At 38.3% G+C, this 15,038-nt stretch carries 17 protein-coding genes; 6 read left to right on the forward strand and 11 right to left on the reverse strand.

Annotation, left to right across the window (positions count from 1 at the left end; translation table 11 throughout):
* Nucleotides 1-4 precede the first annotated feature (4 nt).
* The 5 genes from ACKWCD_RS00080 to cls all read left to right on the forward strand — a co-directional run bounded on the left by ACKWCD_RS00080 (nt 5) and on the right by cls (nt 6,888).
* Nucleotides 5-2,185 carry a TonB-dependent receptor gene (locus ACKWCD_RS00080; protein WP_413981881.1) on the forward strand — a complete coding sequence of 727 codons (2,181 nt, stop codon included), beginning with the start codon at nt 5-7 and terminating at the stop codon, nt 2,183-2,185.
* Between the two features lie 11 nt (nt 2,186-2,196).
* A complete protein-coding gene (locus ACKWCD_RS00085) occupies nt 2,197-2,613 on the forward strand; it encodes a Fur family transcriptional regulator (RefSeq protein ID WP_153755334.1) in 417 nt (138 codons plus the stop codon).
* A 56-nt stretch (nt 2,614-2,669) separates the two neighbouring features.
* Entirely contained in the window at nt 2,670-3,041 is a 372-nt protein-coding gene (locus tag ACKWCD_RS00090; RefSeq protein WP_413981882.1) for a DUF3703 domain-containing protein, read from the forward strand.
* Nucleotides 3,041-5,008, forward strand: coding sequence for a heavy metal translocating P-type ATPase (locus ACKWCD_RS00095; RefSeq protein ID WP_413982996.1), 1,968 nt, complete (start codon nt 3,041-3,043; stop codon nt 5,006-5,008). Before ACKWCD_RS00090 ends, ACKWCD_RS00095 begins: the two co-directional genes overlap by 1 nt.
* Nucleotides 5,009-5,481: 473 nt before the next feature.
* The gene (gene cls / locus ACKWCD_RS00100) at nt 5,482-6,888 is read left to right on the forward strand and encodes a cardiolipin synthase (protein WP_413981883.1); all 1,407 of its coding nucleotides are present in this window, start codon (nt 5,482-5,484) and stop codon (nt 6,886-6,888) included.
* Here cls and ACKWCD_RS00105 read toward each other — a convergent pair.
* The 10 genes from ACKWCD_RS00105 to ACKWCD_RS00150 form a co-directional block, all read right to left on the reverse strand.
* Nucleotides 6,883-7,890, reverse strand: coding sequence for a 2-hydroxyacid dehydrogenase (locus tag ACKWCD_RS00105; protein ID WP_413981884.1), 1,008 nt, complete (start codon nt 7,888-7,890; stop codon nt 6,883-6,885). The two genes, cls and ACKWCD_RS00105, sit on opposite strands and share 6 nt — an antisense overlap.
* Nucleotides 7,871-8,527 (reverse strand): hypothetical protein, encoded by a 657-nt coding sequence (locus tag ACKWCD_RS00110; RefSeq protein WP_413981885.1) that lies wholly within the window; start codon nt 8,525-8,527, stop codon nt 7,871-7,873. Before ACKWCD_RS00110 ends, ACKWCD_RS00105 begins: the two co-directional genes overlap by 20 nt.
* Before the next feature lie 10 nt (nt 8,528-8,537).
* Complete coding sequence (locus ACKWCD_RS00115; protein WP_413981886.1) at nt 8,538-8,969, reverse strand: hypothetical protein; 432 nt, start codon at nt 8,967-8,969, stop codon at nt 8,538-8,540.
* Nucleotides 8,970-9,042: 73 nt separating this feature from the next.
* A complete protein-coding gene (locus ACKWCD_RS00120; RefSeq protein ID WP_413981887.1) occupies nt 9,043-9,483 on the reverse strand; it encodes an Hsp20/alpha crystallin family protein in 441 nt (146 codons plus the stop codon).
* 102 nt (nt 9,484-9,585) lie between these two features.
* Nucleotides 9,586-10,017: a hypothetical protein gene (locus ACKWCD_RS00125; RefSeq protein WP_413981888.1), complete on the reverse strand. Its 432-nt coding sequence runs from the start codon at nt 10,015-10,017 to the stop codon at nt 9,586-9,588.
* Nucleotides 10,018-10,021: 4 nt separating this feature from the next.
* Complete coding sequence (locus tag ACKWCD_RS00130; RefSeq protein WP_413981889.1) at nt 10,022-10,426, reverse strand: hypothetical protein; 405 nt, start codon at nt 10,424-10,426, stop codon at nt 10,022-10,024.
* Between the two features lie 12 nt (nt 10,427-10,438).
* Nucleotides 10,439-11,287 (reverse strand): universal stress protein, encoded by an 849-nt coding sequence (locus ACKWCD_RS00135; protein WP_413981890.1) that lies wholly within the window; start codon nt 11,285-11,287, stop codon nt 10,439-10,441.
* Nucleotides 11,288-11,351: 64 nt separating this feature from the next.
* Nucleotides 11,352-12,188, reverse strand: a complete 837-nt coding sequence (locus tag ACKWCD_RS00140; RefSeq protein WP_413981891.1) for a universal stress protein — start codon at nt 12,186-12,188, stop codon at nt 11,352-11,354.
* Nucleotides 12,189-12,191: 3 nt separating this feature from the next.
* Nucleotides 12,192-13,040, reverse strand: a complete 849-nt coding sequence (locus ACKWCD_RS00145) for a universal stress protein (protein WP_413981892.1) — start codon at nt 13,038-13,040, stop codon at nt 12,192-12,194.
* A 94-nt stretch (nt 13,041-13,134) separates the two neighbouring features.
* Nucleotides 13,135-13,980, reverse strand: a complete 846-nt coding sequence (locus tag ACKWCD_RS00150; RefSeq protein WP_413981893.1) for a universal stress protein — start codon at nt 13,978-13,980, stop codon at nt 13,135-13,137.
* A 110-nt stretch (nt 13,981-14,090) separates the two neighbouring features.
* Here ACKWCD_RS00150 and trxA point away from each other — a divergent pair, with 110 nt between their 5' ends.
* The gene (trxA, locus tag ACKWCD_RS00155) at nt 14,091-14,390 is read left to right on the forward strand and encodes a thioredoxin (protein ID WP_413981894.1); all 300 of its coding nucleotides are present in this window, start codon (nt 14,091-14,093) and stop codon (nt 14,388-14,390) included.
* A 9-nt stretch (nt 14,391-14,399) separates the two neighbouring features.
* On the opposite strand, the gene ACKWCD_RS00160 is transcribed toward trxA, so the two are convergent.
* A complete protein-coding gene (locus ACKWCD_RS00160) occupies nt 14,400-14,903 on the reverse strand; it encodes a ClbS/DfsB family four-helix bundle protein (protein ID WP_413981895.1) in 504 nt (167 codons plus the stop codon).
* Nucleotides 14,904-15,038 lie beyond the last annotated feature (135 nt).

The following is a 15,038-nucleotide window of genomic DNA, read 5'->3' on the forward strand; positions in this document are numbered from 1 at the left end:
TACTATGAATAAATATGCAATAAGCATTTGGCTTATGCTCATTTGCTGTGCATTCGGTTATGCGCAGAATACGCTGAAAATCAATATTTTTACAGCAGAAGAAAAAGAACCTTTATTCGGGGCGACCATTTTCATTGAGAGTCTGAATAAGGGAGTGACCACCGATTTTGATGGTATAGCCTTATTGGAGGATGTACCCGATGGTCAATACAATCTCCAAATCTCGTACTTGGGCTTCGAGACTTTGGAAACCAATATTGTTGTACCTACAGGAGACGATTTAGTATTTTATTTGAAGGAAAGTGCAAACGCCTTAGATGAAGTTATAGTACAGTCCTCAAGAAGCACCCGAACCATACAAAGGATACCGACCCGAATAGAGTATATCGGAGTTGAGGAATTAGGGGAAAAAGCGATAATGAACCCAACGAATATTTCCATGGTACTCCGTGAAAGTACGGGAATCCAGATGCAACAGACCTCGTTGAGTAGTGCCAATACCAATATTCGGATACAGGGTTTGGACGGTCGTTACACCCAACTCCTACGAGATGGTTTTCCCCTCTACGGTGGTTTTTCGAGCGGTTTGAGTATCCTACAAATACCACCGTTAGATTTAAGACAGTTTGAAATTACAAAGGGAAGTTCTTCCACATTGTACGGTGGTGGAGCCATTGCAGGTTTGGTCAATATGGTGTCCAAGACTCCAAACGAAGAACCTGAACTGGATATCATGCTTACCCAGACCCAAGCTTTGGGAAGTACGGCCAATGTCTTTTATAGCGAACGTAACGAAAAATGGGGATGGACACTTTACGGCTCTGGTCATTTACAAAAAGCTTTTGACCCTGAAGATGATGGATTTAGTAACCTTCCTCGTACGCGTTCCTTAAGTTTCAATCCAAAATTGTTTTATTATCCTTCTGAAAAAACTACGGTGTGGTTTGGTGTCAACGGAACCTACGATGATAGAAAAGGAGGTGATATTACTAAGATTGAAGAGGGTGAAAATGGAATTCATCAGTATACCGAAGAAAACCTGTCAAAGCGAATCAGCACACAAGCTGTTTTCGAAACCCATATGGATTCGACCCAATCCATTTCGGTCAAGAACAGCGTTGCGTTTTTTGATAGAAGTCTTGAAATCCCTGACCTTTCTTTCAAAGGAACGCAATGGAACACTTTTTCGGAGGCCACATATCAGAAACAGGGCTTAACATCAGATTGGGTCTTGGGAGCCAACCTTTACACTACTTCTTTTGATGAAATGGAGAATCCCGTTGAACGTGATCAACGCGATATTACATACGGACTATTCGTAAATAGCATCCATGACCTTTCGGACCGATGGATTCTTGAAACAGGTGTTCGAACGGATTATGCTGAGGATTGGGGATTCTTTCCACTCCCAAGGGTCTCCTTGCTTTACAAATCAAACACTAGTTTTTCAAGTAGGCTCGGTGGTGGAGTAGGGTATAAAATCCCTGATATTTTTACGGAAGAAGCCGAGTTCATTAATTTCAAGGATGTACTTCCCATTGATAGGGAAACTATGAAAGTCGAACGGTCGTACGGTCTGAATCTTGATTTTAATTATCAAACGAGATTATCTGACGAGCTGGGCTTTTCGTTCAATCAATTATTTTATTTGACCGCTATCAGAAATGGCCTATTGCTCAACTCTTTGGATAATGGCCTATTCCAGTTTGAAAATGCAACTGGGGAAATCTTGAGCAAAGGCTCAGAGACGAATATCAAATTCAATTTCAGGGATTTTCGATGGTTTTTAAATTACGCGCTTATCGACGCGAGATTGAATTATTTACCTGGCAATCCTCAAAAACCTTTGACCGCCAAGCATAATGCGGGAAGTATTTTAATGTATGAATCCGAAAAATGGCGTATTGGGTATGAGACCTATTATACAGGAAAACAATTACTATCAAATGGAACGGAAACTACTGATTTCGTAACCATGGGGCTCTTGTTGATGCGCAACTTTAAATGGGGAAGCACATTCATTAATTTTGAAAATTTCACGGACAGGAGGCAGAGCCGTTTCTCTCCTTTGGTATTGCCCCCACACGAAAATCCTACCTTTCCGGAAATCTATGCCCCCACGGACGGATTTATCTTTAGCGTAGGCCTTATTTTTAAACCATTTGGAAACGAAGACAACGATTAACTGACAATACAATGATACAAGCAGATAAATTTATGGAAGAAAAAGGGGTTCGCCCTACGGCAATGCGTTTGTTGGTCTTCCGGTTCTTGGCGGAAAGCAAAGCTGCGAAAACGCTATCGGATATCGAAAACACATTTGCAAAGGCGGATAGGACCACTTTGTACAGAACCCTCAAAACCTTTGAGGATAAAGCGATAGTACATCAGATAGATGATGGCACGGGCATTACCAAGTATGCATTGTGTGAGGAAGGCTGCAATTGCGAACTCGAACAGGATTTGCACCTTCATTTCCATTGTAACAACTGTAAGGAGACGGTCTGTCTTACGGAACATAAAATTCCATATATCAATCTTCCGGACGGTTACGTTGCAGAAGATGCGAATTTGGTATTGAAGGGAATCTGTGACAAATGTAGCGGACAATAAATGCACTTCTGTTGCATGATTCCATAATGTACCTTGCATTAAAAAAGTAGTAATCCATGAAATTCAACACAACTATCCCTCACGGACTAAAAGGACATTACTTAAAAGAGATTGAACAGTATCGTTCATACCTTCAAAAGAATGATTTAACAAGGGCATGGCATCATCTTGAACGTTCGCATGTATTGGGGCAATCTTTTCCTTTGGAGCATACATATTCCCATTGGCTGATGCTTAAATTTGGTTTCAGACAGAGAAACCTAAAAGAAGTCTTGGGACAACTACTTCGGTTGCTCGTTGGCGGTTGGAAATCGTTCATTGACCATGTGCCAATCGGAAACACAGGCGGCTCTAATGTCCCGCCTTTAAGAAGAATGGAACTTCCGGTTGAATTGGAAGAAATTCTAAGGCAGTACGAAACTCGATGATGAAAAAGAAAAAAGTAAACTTACACGATATAGACCCAACGGAACACCAGGGCGAGCATTCACACGATTATGGACATAATCACAGTAGTCCAGAAGAAGCATCCAATTTTAGAACCTACCTACCTGCGATATTCAGCTTTGTAATGCTGATAGCGGGTATTGCCATTGATTATTTTGATGCCGTTCCTTTCTTTAAGGAATGGGTAAGAATCGTTTGGTACACGGTAGCCTATATTCCCGTAGGTTTTCCTGTTATTAAGGAAGGTTGGAATAGTATTCTAAAAGGCGATTTCTTTACGGAGTTTTTCTTGATGTCCATTGCAACTTTGGGGGCGTTTGCCATAGGGGAATATCCGGAAGGTGTGGCCGTAATGTTGTTCTATGCCGTAGGCGAATTATTCCAACAAGCAGCAGTTAATCGAGCAAAAGGAAACATCAAGGCTTTGCTGGATGTACGACCTAATGAAGCTCTGGTATCCCGTAATGGCGACTTCATTTCTGTTCATCCTGAAACTGTAGTGATAGGCGAAAAAATTCAAGTACGGGTGGGCGAGAAAGTACCTCTCGATGGAGTTCTACTTTCAGATAAAGGTTCTTTTAATACCGCAGCCCTAACGGGAGAAAGCAAACCCGATACCCTCCAGAAAGGCGCATCTGTGTTTGCTGGAAGTATTAATCTCGATGGGGTAATAGAAGTGGAAACTTCGAAAGAGTTCAAGGACAGTTCCATTGCGCGTATTCTCGATATGGTTCAAAATGCAACAGCCCGCAAATCTAAAACCGAACTTTTCATTAGAAAATTTGCTCGTGTTTATACACCTATCGTTGTTTTTCTCGCTATAGGTCTAACGTTGCTTCCCTATTTCTTTGTTGATGATTATGTATTTAGAGATTGGCTTTATAGGGCTTTGATATTCCTTGTGATTTCCTGTCCCTGTGCATTGGTCATCTCTATTCCATTGGGTTATTTCGGTGGTCTTGGTGCAGCATCGCGAAACGGGATTCTGTTCAAGGGTGCATCCTTTTTGGATGCCATGACCAAGGTAAATACAGTTGTAATGGACAAAACTGGAACAGTAACCAAAGGAGTATTTAAAATCAAGGAAGTGGTAACCATCTCGGTGTTTACCGAAGCAGAATTTATGCAGTACCTGATGGCGATGGAAGAGCAATCCACCCATCCGATTGCAAAAGCCATTTTGGAATACAAGGCAGATGGTGCGGATTTTGAAGCGACCGAAGTTTCCGAAGTCGCTGGAAAGGGACTAAAAGGAACGGTCAACGGAAAAACTGTTTTGGTCGGAAACAAGGCCTTAATGACCTCCAACGAAATAGAAGTATCTACTGAAACGGATAGTATCGTAGAATCAATTGTAATGGTAGCCGTTGACGGAAAATTTGCAGGCTACGTGACCATTGCCGATGAACTAAAGGAAGATGCCCATCAAGCCATAAAACAAATTAGGGATTCGGGGATTTCCAAAATCATCATGCTTTCTGGGGATAAAGATTCCATTACCCAAAAAGTCGCCAAAGAATTAGGTATCGATTGGGCAAAGGGTGGCTTATTACCTGAAGATAAACTCAATGAAGTAGAAAAGCTCAAAGAGCAAACAGATACAAAGGTTGCCTTTATAGGCGATGGTATCAACGATGCTCCCGTTTTAGCGGCAAGCGGCGTAGGTATAGCAATGGGGGGCTTAGGTAGTGATGTCGCAATCGAGACTGCTGATGTCATTATCCAGAACGACCAACCTAGTAAGATTGCACGTGCCATTCAAATAGGTCGCTCAACAAGAAGTATCGTATGGCAGAATATTGCCTTAGCTTTTGGAGTTAAAATCATAGTACTCATTTTGGGTGCAGGTGGCCTCGCAACAATGTGGGAAGCTGTTTTTGCCGATGTGGGGGTGGCATTACTTGCAATTCTCAACGCGGTACGATTGCAGAAGATGAAGTGGGGGTAGTAATTAGAAATAAAAAAATATAAATTTCAGTCTCATAAAATGGTCTTTTTTAGAGACACCTTTTCAAAACATGAACATTGTACCAAGGGAGTCCTATTCTTTATTGCTTTTAGTGGTATTATTAATTGACATTCTCTGAGACACTTAGAGTTTACTTCAACCATTAATTAAATTTGGATTGATTTGTAATAGTATGGCACAACTTTTTTATCTTTAAAGTACGAAAGCGTCAAAACGCTGCTATAGGTGTCCTTTTAGGTGTCCTATTTTGAAAATCAGATTGTAAAATATTGATTTATAAAGGAGTAGGGTGGGATTTCAGATCCTGCCACCCCGACAAAAGCCAGTTCATTTTTTGAGCTGGCTTTTTTTATTTTCAAAATGTATTCCTATAAAATTTACATGATGATTGTCATACCTTTTCCATCTAGGTTTTAATAGATTCGGAGCTGTTATTAATACCTTAAAACCATATGATAATAACTCTTCTGATTATTTTATATGTGTTGAGTGCAGCAGGCATAGTAATTAGCCTATTGATAAACGGAGTGCGTCCTTCCAAAACTTTGGCCTGGCTCCTGGCGATTTTTACGATTCCTGTGGGAGGTGTTTTATTGTACTTGTTGGTTGGTAGAAACCGACGAAAAAACAAGCTACTTCAACTTAAAGGAAATGGCGCAAGTATGGATACGCTATCAATACCGTCAGATGAGCTAAATGTGTCTGAGCGATACCAAAAAATAATCAGACTTATTCAAAAGAACAATAATTTTAATGCCTCCGTGGGGAATGATGTTGTATTCCTGAAGGATGGTGGGGCTACGTTTAAAGGGATTTTTGATGCCTTAGATAACGCGACTGATTTCATTCATCTTCAGTACTACATTTTTGAGGAGGGTGAATTGGCGAACAGGCTGCTAGAAGTATTCCAAAAAAAAACAGGGGAGGGCATAAAAATACGACTCATTTATGATGGTATAGGTAGTTTTTCGCTAAGTAAATCGTATTTGAAAAATTTGAAAGAAATAGGCGTTGAGGTATTTCCCTTTTTACCATTTCGATTTGGTCGCTTTCTACGATCTGTTAATTATCGAAATCATAGGAAGATTATTGTAATCGACGGGAAAGTGGCTTTTACTGGTGGGATTAATATATCGGATAAATACCTAAAAGGTGACGAGACTTTGGGGAATTGGCACGATATGCATCTAAGAATTGAAGGTCCGGCCGTCAAAGATCTTGACCTTGTATTTTTAGAAGATTGGCAGTTGGTAAGTGGACAAGAAATCCTCCCTGTAAAAAGGACAAGCTCGAATAACGGAAATAGCAATTCATCAATCGTTCAAATCGTATCCACCGGACCTGACGATGATTTTCCGGCCATTGAGCAGACTTATTTTTCTATAATCAATAGTGCTAAAAATTATCTATATATCGTCAATCCATATATCATTCCAGGGCCTGCAATACTTACCGCTTTGGACACAGCGGCAATGAGCGGAGTTGATGTTCGGTTACTGGTTTCTGAAAATAACGATAGCCAATTGGTGAATTGGAGTGTTCGTTCTTACTTCGAGAATTTGCTAAGGGCTGGAGTGAAAATCTATCTTTTCCCTGAAGGATTCCTTCATAGTAAGATAATAATCAGTGATGACGAAATCGCTTCTGTCGGCACCGCGAACATTGATATCAGAAGTTTTGAGCAGAACTACGAAGTAAATGCCATTGTATATGACTCGGAGTTTGTAAAAGCACTTAAAGAAGACTTTCTAGCGGATTGCAACCTAAGTAATGAACTTACTTTTGAAGCGCATATGAAACGTCCATTATGGGACAAACTCAAAGAAGGCTTCGCAAAAATATTTAGTCCTGTTTTATGAGATAATCCGTTCGTATCCCAATTCATTTTTGCATTCTCTGTCTTCGGCCCAATCATCAATATTTTCAAAGGTAGTTGTGGCTATATTGGATAATGCCTCGGGAGTCATAAATGCCTGATGAGGTGTCATTAGCACGTTGGGTAAGGAAAGCAACTTCTTTAATTGTTCGTCTTCAATACCACTTCTCGAATGATCCTTGAAAAATGTGCTTTTTTCTTTTTCATAAACATCGGTGCAATATCCTTCAATGTACTTTTTCTCCAGAGTATCAATTAAGGCCTTGGTTTCGACAATGGCGCCTCGTGATGTATTGATTAAAATCGCGTTCCGTTTCATCAAGGCCAACTTTTTCTTGTTTATCAAATAATAATTGTCGTAGGATAGTGGAACATGGATACTTAATATATCGGACTTTTTTAAAACTTGATCTAGGGTACCATAGGTTACATCACAAAGTGCGACAAGGTCGTGATCAGGTTCTAAATCACAAGCAAGAATTTTACATCCGAAGCCGTACATTATTTTGACCATGATACTTCCGATTCGTCCAGTTCCAATAATTCCGACGGTCTTACTGTGTAGATTGAATCCCATTAACCCCTCCTGTGAAAAGTTATAATTATGAACTTGTGAGTTGGCCAATACTATTTTTCGATTAAAGGCAAGTAATAGTGCGGTAGCATGTTCGGCAATCGCATGTGGAGAATATTCGGGTACATTGGCTACCTTGAATCCGAAACGTTTTGCAGCCTTGATATGAATGTTATTATAACCTGCGGAACGAAGAGTTATATAGCGAACACCTAAGTCCCAAAGTTTTTCAAGAACGATTAAAGAAGCGTCATCACCTGAGAATATAGAAATGGCTTTGTGTCCCATAGCCTGAATTGCAGTATTGGTATCCAGGGCGTCTTTGGTATAGGTAATCTTATGCCGGTTTAAATTCGCCTTGCCTAGGAAGGGAATCTCATAATCCTTTGCACTATAAATTAGTAACTTCATTTTTTTCTTCCTTTCTGAAAATCAAATCTTGCTCTTCCATGGCTACAACTATCAGCCGCACGTAATCCTTGATTGTTTTATTGACATTATCTGGGTCCAAAATATCGATGTTGCCCCTCCAGATTAACGAACGTTCTTTTCCCACACAAATGCAGTATAGTGAAGTCTCGGCATTGTATACGGTATAAGTGTCGTAATACTCATCTTCATAGTAAATATCTTGATATCTTCTGTAGTCTTCGTTGAATCCTTCTCGACTCTTATAGAGGTCATTTACAGATTTTCGAAAAGATTGCCTGCTTTCCGAACCGATGATTTTAGTCAGTAATATGGCGTCAAAATCCTTGTCCAATAGACTTTGCTCCAAGTCATCAAGTTCTTTTTCGGTTCTTTTGGAATCTGTGAATTTGACATCGAAAACATCAAGACTTCGTACAGCTTCAACATTACGTGCTTCAAATTCCTTTTGTAGCTTGGTTTCAAAATTTGTTCTTGCCTCTTCATCATTGCTCATACCAACCAAGAGTACTTTGTTTGCATCGAAGATTACGATATCAGGATTTTTCCAATTCTCGACCATTTCGGTCGAGGAGCACCCCATAAGCGCTATCACGAATATCAGAAGTAGTTTTTTCATCTTTTTATATTTAGTTCAGCAGTCTTTTTTGCTTGTCTTTTTTCATAATTACAGTGAGCAGCTTAAAAAGTTGCTCTTTGATTTCCCGATATTTTTGGGTGTAATCATTCATGTCTATTTTCAGTTCTTCATGAGTCTCTAAATAGGCCTTTTCCATTTTTAGTTGATCTACATCATCCACAACAATTTCTAGCTGATTTTCATGAGCTTGAACCTTTTTGAAGAGGGGTGTAATGTCTTTTTCAGCTTGTTGTAAGCGTGCAATAACCGCTTTACTGTCCTCGTAAATTTTTGAATCCATCAATTGAAGTGTAAAGGACAGAACAAGGTTGTTTAGGAAAAACTGTTCGTCCCTAATGAACTTGAGTTCTGAGAACCAAATCGTGGAATCATCATGCATTTCTTCAGCGTTCAACCATTCTATGTATTTAAACTTTTTCATCGTTTTTAGCATTGAGTCATGTTTTGTAAAGAAGCGGCAAATGGGGCAGTATCCGTTCGCCGCTTAAGGTGTATCAAGCTACTTCGATTACGCGTTTGGACTTTTCCTTGGCTTCTTCTTTTTTCATTAGTTGAAGTTTTAGGATTCCGTTTTTATAGGTCGCTTTCACATCCTTGGAATCATCTACCGTTTTGGGTAATTGAAGTGACCTTCTGAACGAACGATAGTTAAACTCTTTTCGGGTATAATCGTCATCTTTCTCCTCTTCTTCCTTGCTTTTTTCTGCGGATACTTCAAGAATATCATCGTTCATAGTAATTTCGAAATCTTTTTTGTCGAAGCCAGGAGAGGCCAATTCGATTTCAAAATCATTTTCATGCTCTTTGACATTCATCGCTGGTACTGATTTTTCCATATTGAAAAAATCATCATTGAATAATGAATCGCGATCAAAAAAGTCGACCAGATTATTGTTCCATGGAAATCTGTTTTTGTTGAATTTAATAAGTGACATATTGTAAAATTTTAGGGTTACTACTTTGATTTAATTTTCTACTCTAATTTATTGGGGAAAATGAAGGTTTGAAATGATTTTAGTCAGTTTGAAATTTGAGTTTTATAGATTGGGTTTCCGTTTTTTTAGGATTCCGCCAGCATAGTTGAATATTTCTGATTTTAGCTCCTGAAAAGCTTGCATGCATTGCGTAATTTCAGCTTTCAAAGTGTCATGTCTTTGATAGTAAACCAAATCGCAGTTGCTGTCGGTGCATTCTAGCATACCCCCCAAATCGTTTTCATGCTTTTCAATTTGAGCGGTAAGCTTTACTCTTTTTAATTTCACATTTTTAAGGCGATATAAGTAATCTTGTATGCGCTCGAATAGGTTCGGGGTACTGGGTTGAAAAGCGTATGAATTTAGTAGGCGTTCAATGAACATCATTTCATCTTTCATAAAGTAAAGGTTTGATTGCCATTGTCTCAACTCAAGATGTAAGCGATCTACTTTTTTTGATTGTTCAGGCTTTGAGTATTCCTTTTGTGTTTCCATAGCACTATGTTTTATAGAAATCTCGCACAAGAGCGACTATTTGATTATGGGTCATGCTATCGACTTTAGTGACAGTTTTCACTTTTGAGGCAAGCCCTTTCTGATTTTTATTAAGTTCTTTTCTGAATTTTTCCGCAGTATCCGATGGCCCAAATAATGCAATGGAATCGGCATCCTTTATGAATTCTACTAGGTTTTTGAAATAGGAACGTATTTGATTTTTTTTGCGTTCCAAATACTTACTGTCTTGTACGACATCTTGTGGGCCACCTTTTAACCTGGTTCCAGAACCGCCTTTTGGGCGGTAATTTTCTACTTTCGAAAACAAAGTTCGAAGTTGCTCACTATCCTCTTTTAGCAATACCACATGGGCTTTTTCAACATCCATCCAAATACCTATCTTTTTCATGAGAGTTCTGTTTTAAGTTATATCGTGTAAAGTGAGTACCGGTATTTTTGAATGGTAGCCCATTTCTTTTACCAAAGGCTTTGATAGCATACTTCCGAAGAAATTATGTTTTCTATTTACAAAGGCTATCATATCACTTTCCCTACTTTCAATGAATGCGCTTATTCCTGATTGTACCTTTAAATCTTTTAGGGTATGGTAGCTATGCTCCGTTCCATCGAGAATAGATTCAAGTAGTTCTTTATTACTTTTTTGATCTCGACTTAAACTCACTTCTTTTTCGATATGTAAAACACGAATGGCTGCCTCATGATAGAGTGCTATTTCCATCAAGTAATTGAGTTCTTTACGCTTAAAATTCGTTTTGTAATCCGTGGGAAAAACAATTTCTTTGGGACTTGTAAAACGTACATTTTCTGGAATTGCCAGTACTGGACATTCCGTAACTTTCTCCATGGCATCCACCGTATTCGTTCCAAAAATTACGCTGTCAGCCCCAGTCATTCCCTTAGTCCCCATCACCACCATATCAATATCATGCTTTGCAATAGTGCTTTTTATGGCCTGTAACAAGGAATTAAAAGTGGAAATGGTATGATAAACATGTTTCGGATTGTGGTTATGCAACTCCAAAATATCCATAAGCTTTTCAAAGCCCTTATGCGATTCTAGCTTTGCCGTTTCAAAGGCTCTTTCACCGGGTTCAGGAACCATAAACGTATCAATGGAATATCCGTTAACCTGATACGCATTTAAAAAATAGAAATCGCAATTTTGATCTCGGTATAAATCCAGTGCATAGCGAATGGCGTTTAGTGCATTTTTCGAAAAATCTGTAGGTAATAAAATCCTCTTGTCCATGACATTATATTTTAGGTTATGATATAAAGTTATAATGCAGAACTAAGTCGTACTATGATAAAAATCAGTCTTGATACGGAATTACCAAAAAAGGAATATCCAAATCAAAAGCCACCCGTTTTATAACAGGTTCGTGACTAATACGCTCCAGAAAACTATGCTCATAATTTACCATAACGAGCATATCGATATTCAATTCTTCCAAAAAATTGTTTATGGTGGAAGCTTTGCTTTTGAATAAGGGCATCCAATTTAAACTATACTTAAAGTCGGATAAATATTCGAGTAAAACTCCCCGATTAATATGCTGTTTTTCACTCAAAGGTTCATCTTCGTTAATATGTAGAATGCGAATCTTGCTTTTGAATTTCCTCGCGATGAAACGGAGCGGTTGAAGAAGACCGGCGTCATATAAACTTTTATGGTCGGTAACAAAAGCAATTTCCTGAGGTGGTTTGAAATCCAACTGTTTTGGAATGGTCAAAATCGGACAGTCTTTTATATCCCTGATGGCTCTTAAAACATTGCTACCTAAAAAGATAGCCTCAATTTCTGAACAACCGCTATTTCCCATTACCACAAGGTCAATCTTCTTTTCTTTTATAGTCTTTGCAATGACATCCGTTAGCTCGCCTTTTTTTGAAATTGTCTTGAAAATATGTTTTGAATCGGGTTCATCAAGTTGTATTCTATGATAGGAGTGTATGAGTCCTTCATTCGATTCATCTGCTAACTGTTGTAATAGATTTTTTCCTCCACTGTTGCTTTTTAAGGGTGTATTTTCATTATACACATTAAGCAGGTAAAATTTGCCTGGTTTACCATTAAGTAGCTGAGTAGCATAAAAAATAGCGCTGTAGGCATTGAATGAGAAATCTGTTGCAATTAATATGTTTTTCATTTTTTAGGAATTAGTACTGTAGGGAATTACCATAAATGGAATCGTAATATGAAAACCAATTTTCTTAATGACCGGTTCGATGAACAAGCGTTCAAAAAAGGTGTGCTTATTTCGTATCATGACCAAAAGATTCATTCGTTTTTTCAATTGAAAATTATTGATAGCGTCGATGATTCCCTGACTAGGGAGGTCATGAAACAAATGAGCAGTTTTAGCAAACAGATAGTTTAATTTTTGTTTGTTTTCCAGTTGTTCATTGGTCAAATCGTAACCGGAAGAAACATGCATCACTTCAATACTTGAAATATGTTTTTGTGCAATATGTAAAAGCTGTTGTAGCTGCTCTTTTTCATAATCAACTTCATAATCCGTAGGAAATAAAATCTCTTTCGGGATTTCATATTCAAAAGCTGAGGGAACAGCAATAACAGGACAAGTAGCTTTTTTAATCAAATGCACCGTATGCGTACCCAATAAAATTTCTTTGGCCCCAGTGGCACCTTGGGTGCCCATAATTACTAAGTCCGCTTTTTCATTTTCAACAATTTTAAGCACTTCATCCACCAATGAATTGAAGGCGGCATGAGGAACGAATAAATGTTTTGGGTTATTGAATTGGGTAGTCAGTGTTGCCCTAAGTTCCTCCAATTGCATGAGGGCGTTCGCTTGGTATTCATCTCCCAGTCCAATCTGTCCGGGGTGCCCTAAAGTATATTCGGGCTGATAAACTGCTGGAGTATAGGTATGAAGTAGATAAAAGGCGCATTCTTCATCCTTGAATAATTTTACGGCATATTCAATTGCATTGTATGCATTGTTCGAAAAATCAGTGGGTACTATTATTTTTTTCATCGCAAAGTCATTTTATTGTCATTCCCGCAAAGACGTGAATCTGTTCTAACTATTTTATTTTTAATTCCCGTGGATATCGGAATCTGTTCAATTTTCAACGTGCTATATTCTGAAGCACTAGAAACGGAATTTTAAGATGCAATCCGATTTTGTCAATGGTTGACTGGTAAAGCATATCTTCCATATAAGAATGCCTTGAGTTGACTATTACTAGGAGGTCTATTTTTTTATGAATGACATACTTGGTAATAGCGATAGATTTATCTTTTTCGGATGTGGTCTCGAATGCTAATTCCGGTTTCATTAGACAGCCCTCTAAAAAATTTTTGTTGTCCTCTTGTCTTGCCGAGAGCTCTTTTAAAGGGTCTATGTATAGAAAATGAATTGTAGACCGAAAAGAACCACTCATCTCGCATAGTAACTTCAATTCCCGTCTTTTATAGGGAATCATGTAATTGGTTGGAAACAATATTTCTCTTGGCGCATTGTATTCGTAGCCTTCCGGAATCGCCATTACTGGGCAATGCACGTATTTAAGCACATGTAGGGTATTGCTTCCAAAGGAGATAGTCCGGTTGTTGGTCATTCCCCTTGTTCCCATTACGACAATGTCTATATTTTTATGGTTGACCCATTCGTTTATCACATCAACTAGGGAACCAAATACGGCTATAGTTTTATATTTATGCTTGGGGTTTGGAGCGTATAGTTTGATATCATGAAGTACTTTTTTTAGTTGATTTTCTGCGTATTGGGCGGTCGTTTCCTTCAGTTCTTCTATAAAACTTTGTTGCGATTTGATGTCTTGCTCGTACACTTCATCCGCATAGGCGTGTAAAATCAGAAATTCACTTTTTTCATATTTGAATACCTGACATGCATATTTCAATGCATTCATGGCGTTTTCCGAAAAATCTGTGGGAATCAAAACCTTTCTCATCGTATATTGATTTCTTTCAAAAATAAAAGTAGGCCAGACCAAAAACCATGATATTCGTCAGGTGCAAAAGGTCAAGGTTCCGTAATTTTGTTTTCTAATGATTTGCGGATATGAAAAGTAGTTTTGATAAGATTATAGATTCGGACACCCCAGTTTTAGTAGATTTTTTTGCTGATTGGTGTGGCCCATGTAAAATGCTGGCACCCATACTGAAACAAGTAAAAGATGAATTGGGTGAGGAAGTAAAGATTGTAAAGATTGATGTGGATAAGAATCAACCCTTGGCGCAAAAGTATCAAGTGAGGGGAGTACCGACCATGTTGTTATTTAAAGATGGAAAACAAGTCTGGCGACAATCTGGAGTGTTGCAGAAGAATGACATTGTAAGTACTATTCAATCCCATAGCTAGCAATAGTTTTTAACTACTCTTTCTACACTTTTTAATCAATTTTAACGCCCAATCATAGTGACTAGAAGTTGCTGAGATTATGTATGCAGCTAAAGAGGTACTGCCCGTCCAGTGGTATTTTTTCTTTTCAAAAAGGGCTGCCTCTGAATGGTTTTTGATGAGTTTTTGAACTGTAGTGTATGATTCATCAAGTATTTTCCTTGCTTCCGACAAATCTGTATTCTCATACTTTTCACGTATTTTGAGATTTAGTTCTGGCATTGTTTTCCAAGTGTATCCCTTAGCAGGCATATCAGGTTTTACTCCCGTCAATCCAACTTTATGCCATTCTAAGAGCATGAGATGCCAATGATGCAAATGCGCTATCACATCCCTTATGTTCCGATTAAGATATCCTTTAGGAAATTCATTTTGAAGGACATTCTTTGGAAGTAAATCAATATAATTGTTAAGCTTCGTATAATTATTCTGGCTTAAGAATAGTAGTTCTTCCTTGGTTTTAGGCCTTGACATTTTTATATAGTTTGAGTGGTTTCTAGTTTCAGGTTTATGTTGCCTTTGCATCAATCAAAGTGAATCTCAAATTCCCGATTGTTATTTTATTAAAATTAAAATAGTTCATTTTTTCAACCTTGAACATGAAACTTT

The organism is Maribacter taeanensis (genome assembly GCF_047345145.1).
Classification (GTDB): domain Bacteria; phylum Bacteroidota; class Bacteroidia; order Flavobacteriales; family Flavobacteriaceae; genus Maribacter_C.

Bases quoted from the DNA above. Each gene is read 5' to 3' on its own strand.
- ACKWCD_RS00080 (WP_413981881.1), top strand. From the start codon at position 5: ATGAATAAATATGCAATAAGCATTTGGCTTATGCTCATTTGCTGTGCA.
- ACKWCD_RS00085 (WP_153755334.1), top strand. From the start codon at position 2,197: ATGATACAAGCAGATAAATTTATGGAAGAAAAAGGGGTTCGCCCTACG.
- ACKWCD_RS00090 (WP_413981882.1), top strand. From the start codon at position 2,670: ATGAAATTCAACACAACTATCCCTCACGGACTAAAAGGACATTACTTA.
- ACKWCD_RS00095 (WP_413982996.1), top strand. From the start codon at position 3,041: ATGAAAAAGAAAAAAGTAAACTTACACGATATAGACCCAACGGAACAC.
- cls (WP_413981883.1), top strand. From the start codon at position 5,482: ATGATAATAACTCTTCTGATTATTTTATATGTGTTGAGTGCAGCAGGC.
- ACKWCD_RS00105 (WP_413981884.1), bottom strand. From the start codon at position 7,890: ATGAAGTTACTAATTTATAGTGCAAAGGATTATGAGATTCCCTTCCTA.
- ACKWCD_RS00110 (WP_413981885.1), bottom strand. From the start codon at position 8,527: ATGAAAAAACTACTTCTGATATTCGTGATAGCGCTTATGGGGTGCTCC.
- ACKWCD_RS00115 (WP_413981886.1), bottom strand. From the start codon at position 8,969: ATGAAAAAGTTTAAATACATAGAATGGTTGAACGCTGAAGAAATGCAT.
- ACKWCD_RS00120 (WP_413981887.1), bottom strand. From the start codon at position 9,483: ATGTCACTTATTAAATTCAACAAAAACAGATTTCCATGGAACAATAAT.
- ACKWCD_RS00125 (WP_413981888.1), bottom strand. From the start codon at position 10,017: ATGGAAACACAAAAGGAATACTCAAAGCCTGAACAATCAAAAAAAGTA.
- ACKWCD_RS00130 (WP_413981889.1), bottom strand. From the start codon at position 10,426: ATGAAAAAGATAGGTATTTGGATGGATGTTGAAAAAGCCCATGTGGTA.
- ACKWCD_RS00135 (WP_413981890.1), bottom strand. From the start codon at position 11,287: ATGGACAAGAGGATTTTATTACCTACAGATTTTTCGAAAAATGCACTA.
- ACKWCD_RS00140 (WP_413981891.1), bottom strand. From the start codon at position 12,188: ATGAAAAACATATTAATTGCAACAGATTTCTCATTCAATGCCTACAGC.
- ACKWCD_RS00145 (WP_413981892.1), bottom strand. From the start codon at position 13,040: ATGAAAAAAATAATAGTACCCACTGATTTTTCGAACAATGCATACAAT.
- ACKWCD_RS00150 (WP_413981893.1), bottom strand. From the start codon at position 13,980: ATGAGAAAGGTTTTGATTCCCACAGATTTTTCGGAAAACGCCATGAAT.
- trxA (WP_413981894.1), top strand. From the start codon at position 14,091: ATGAAAAGTAGTTTTGATAAGATTATAGATTCGGACACCCCAGTTTTA.
- ACKWCD_RS00160 (WP_413981895.1), bottom strand. From the start codon at position 14,903: ATGTCAAGGCCTAAAACCAAGGAAGAACTACTATTCTTAAGCCAGAAT.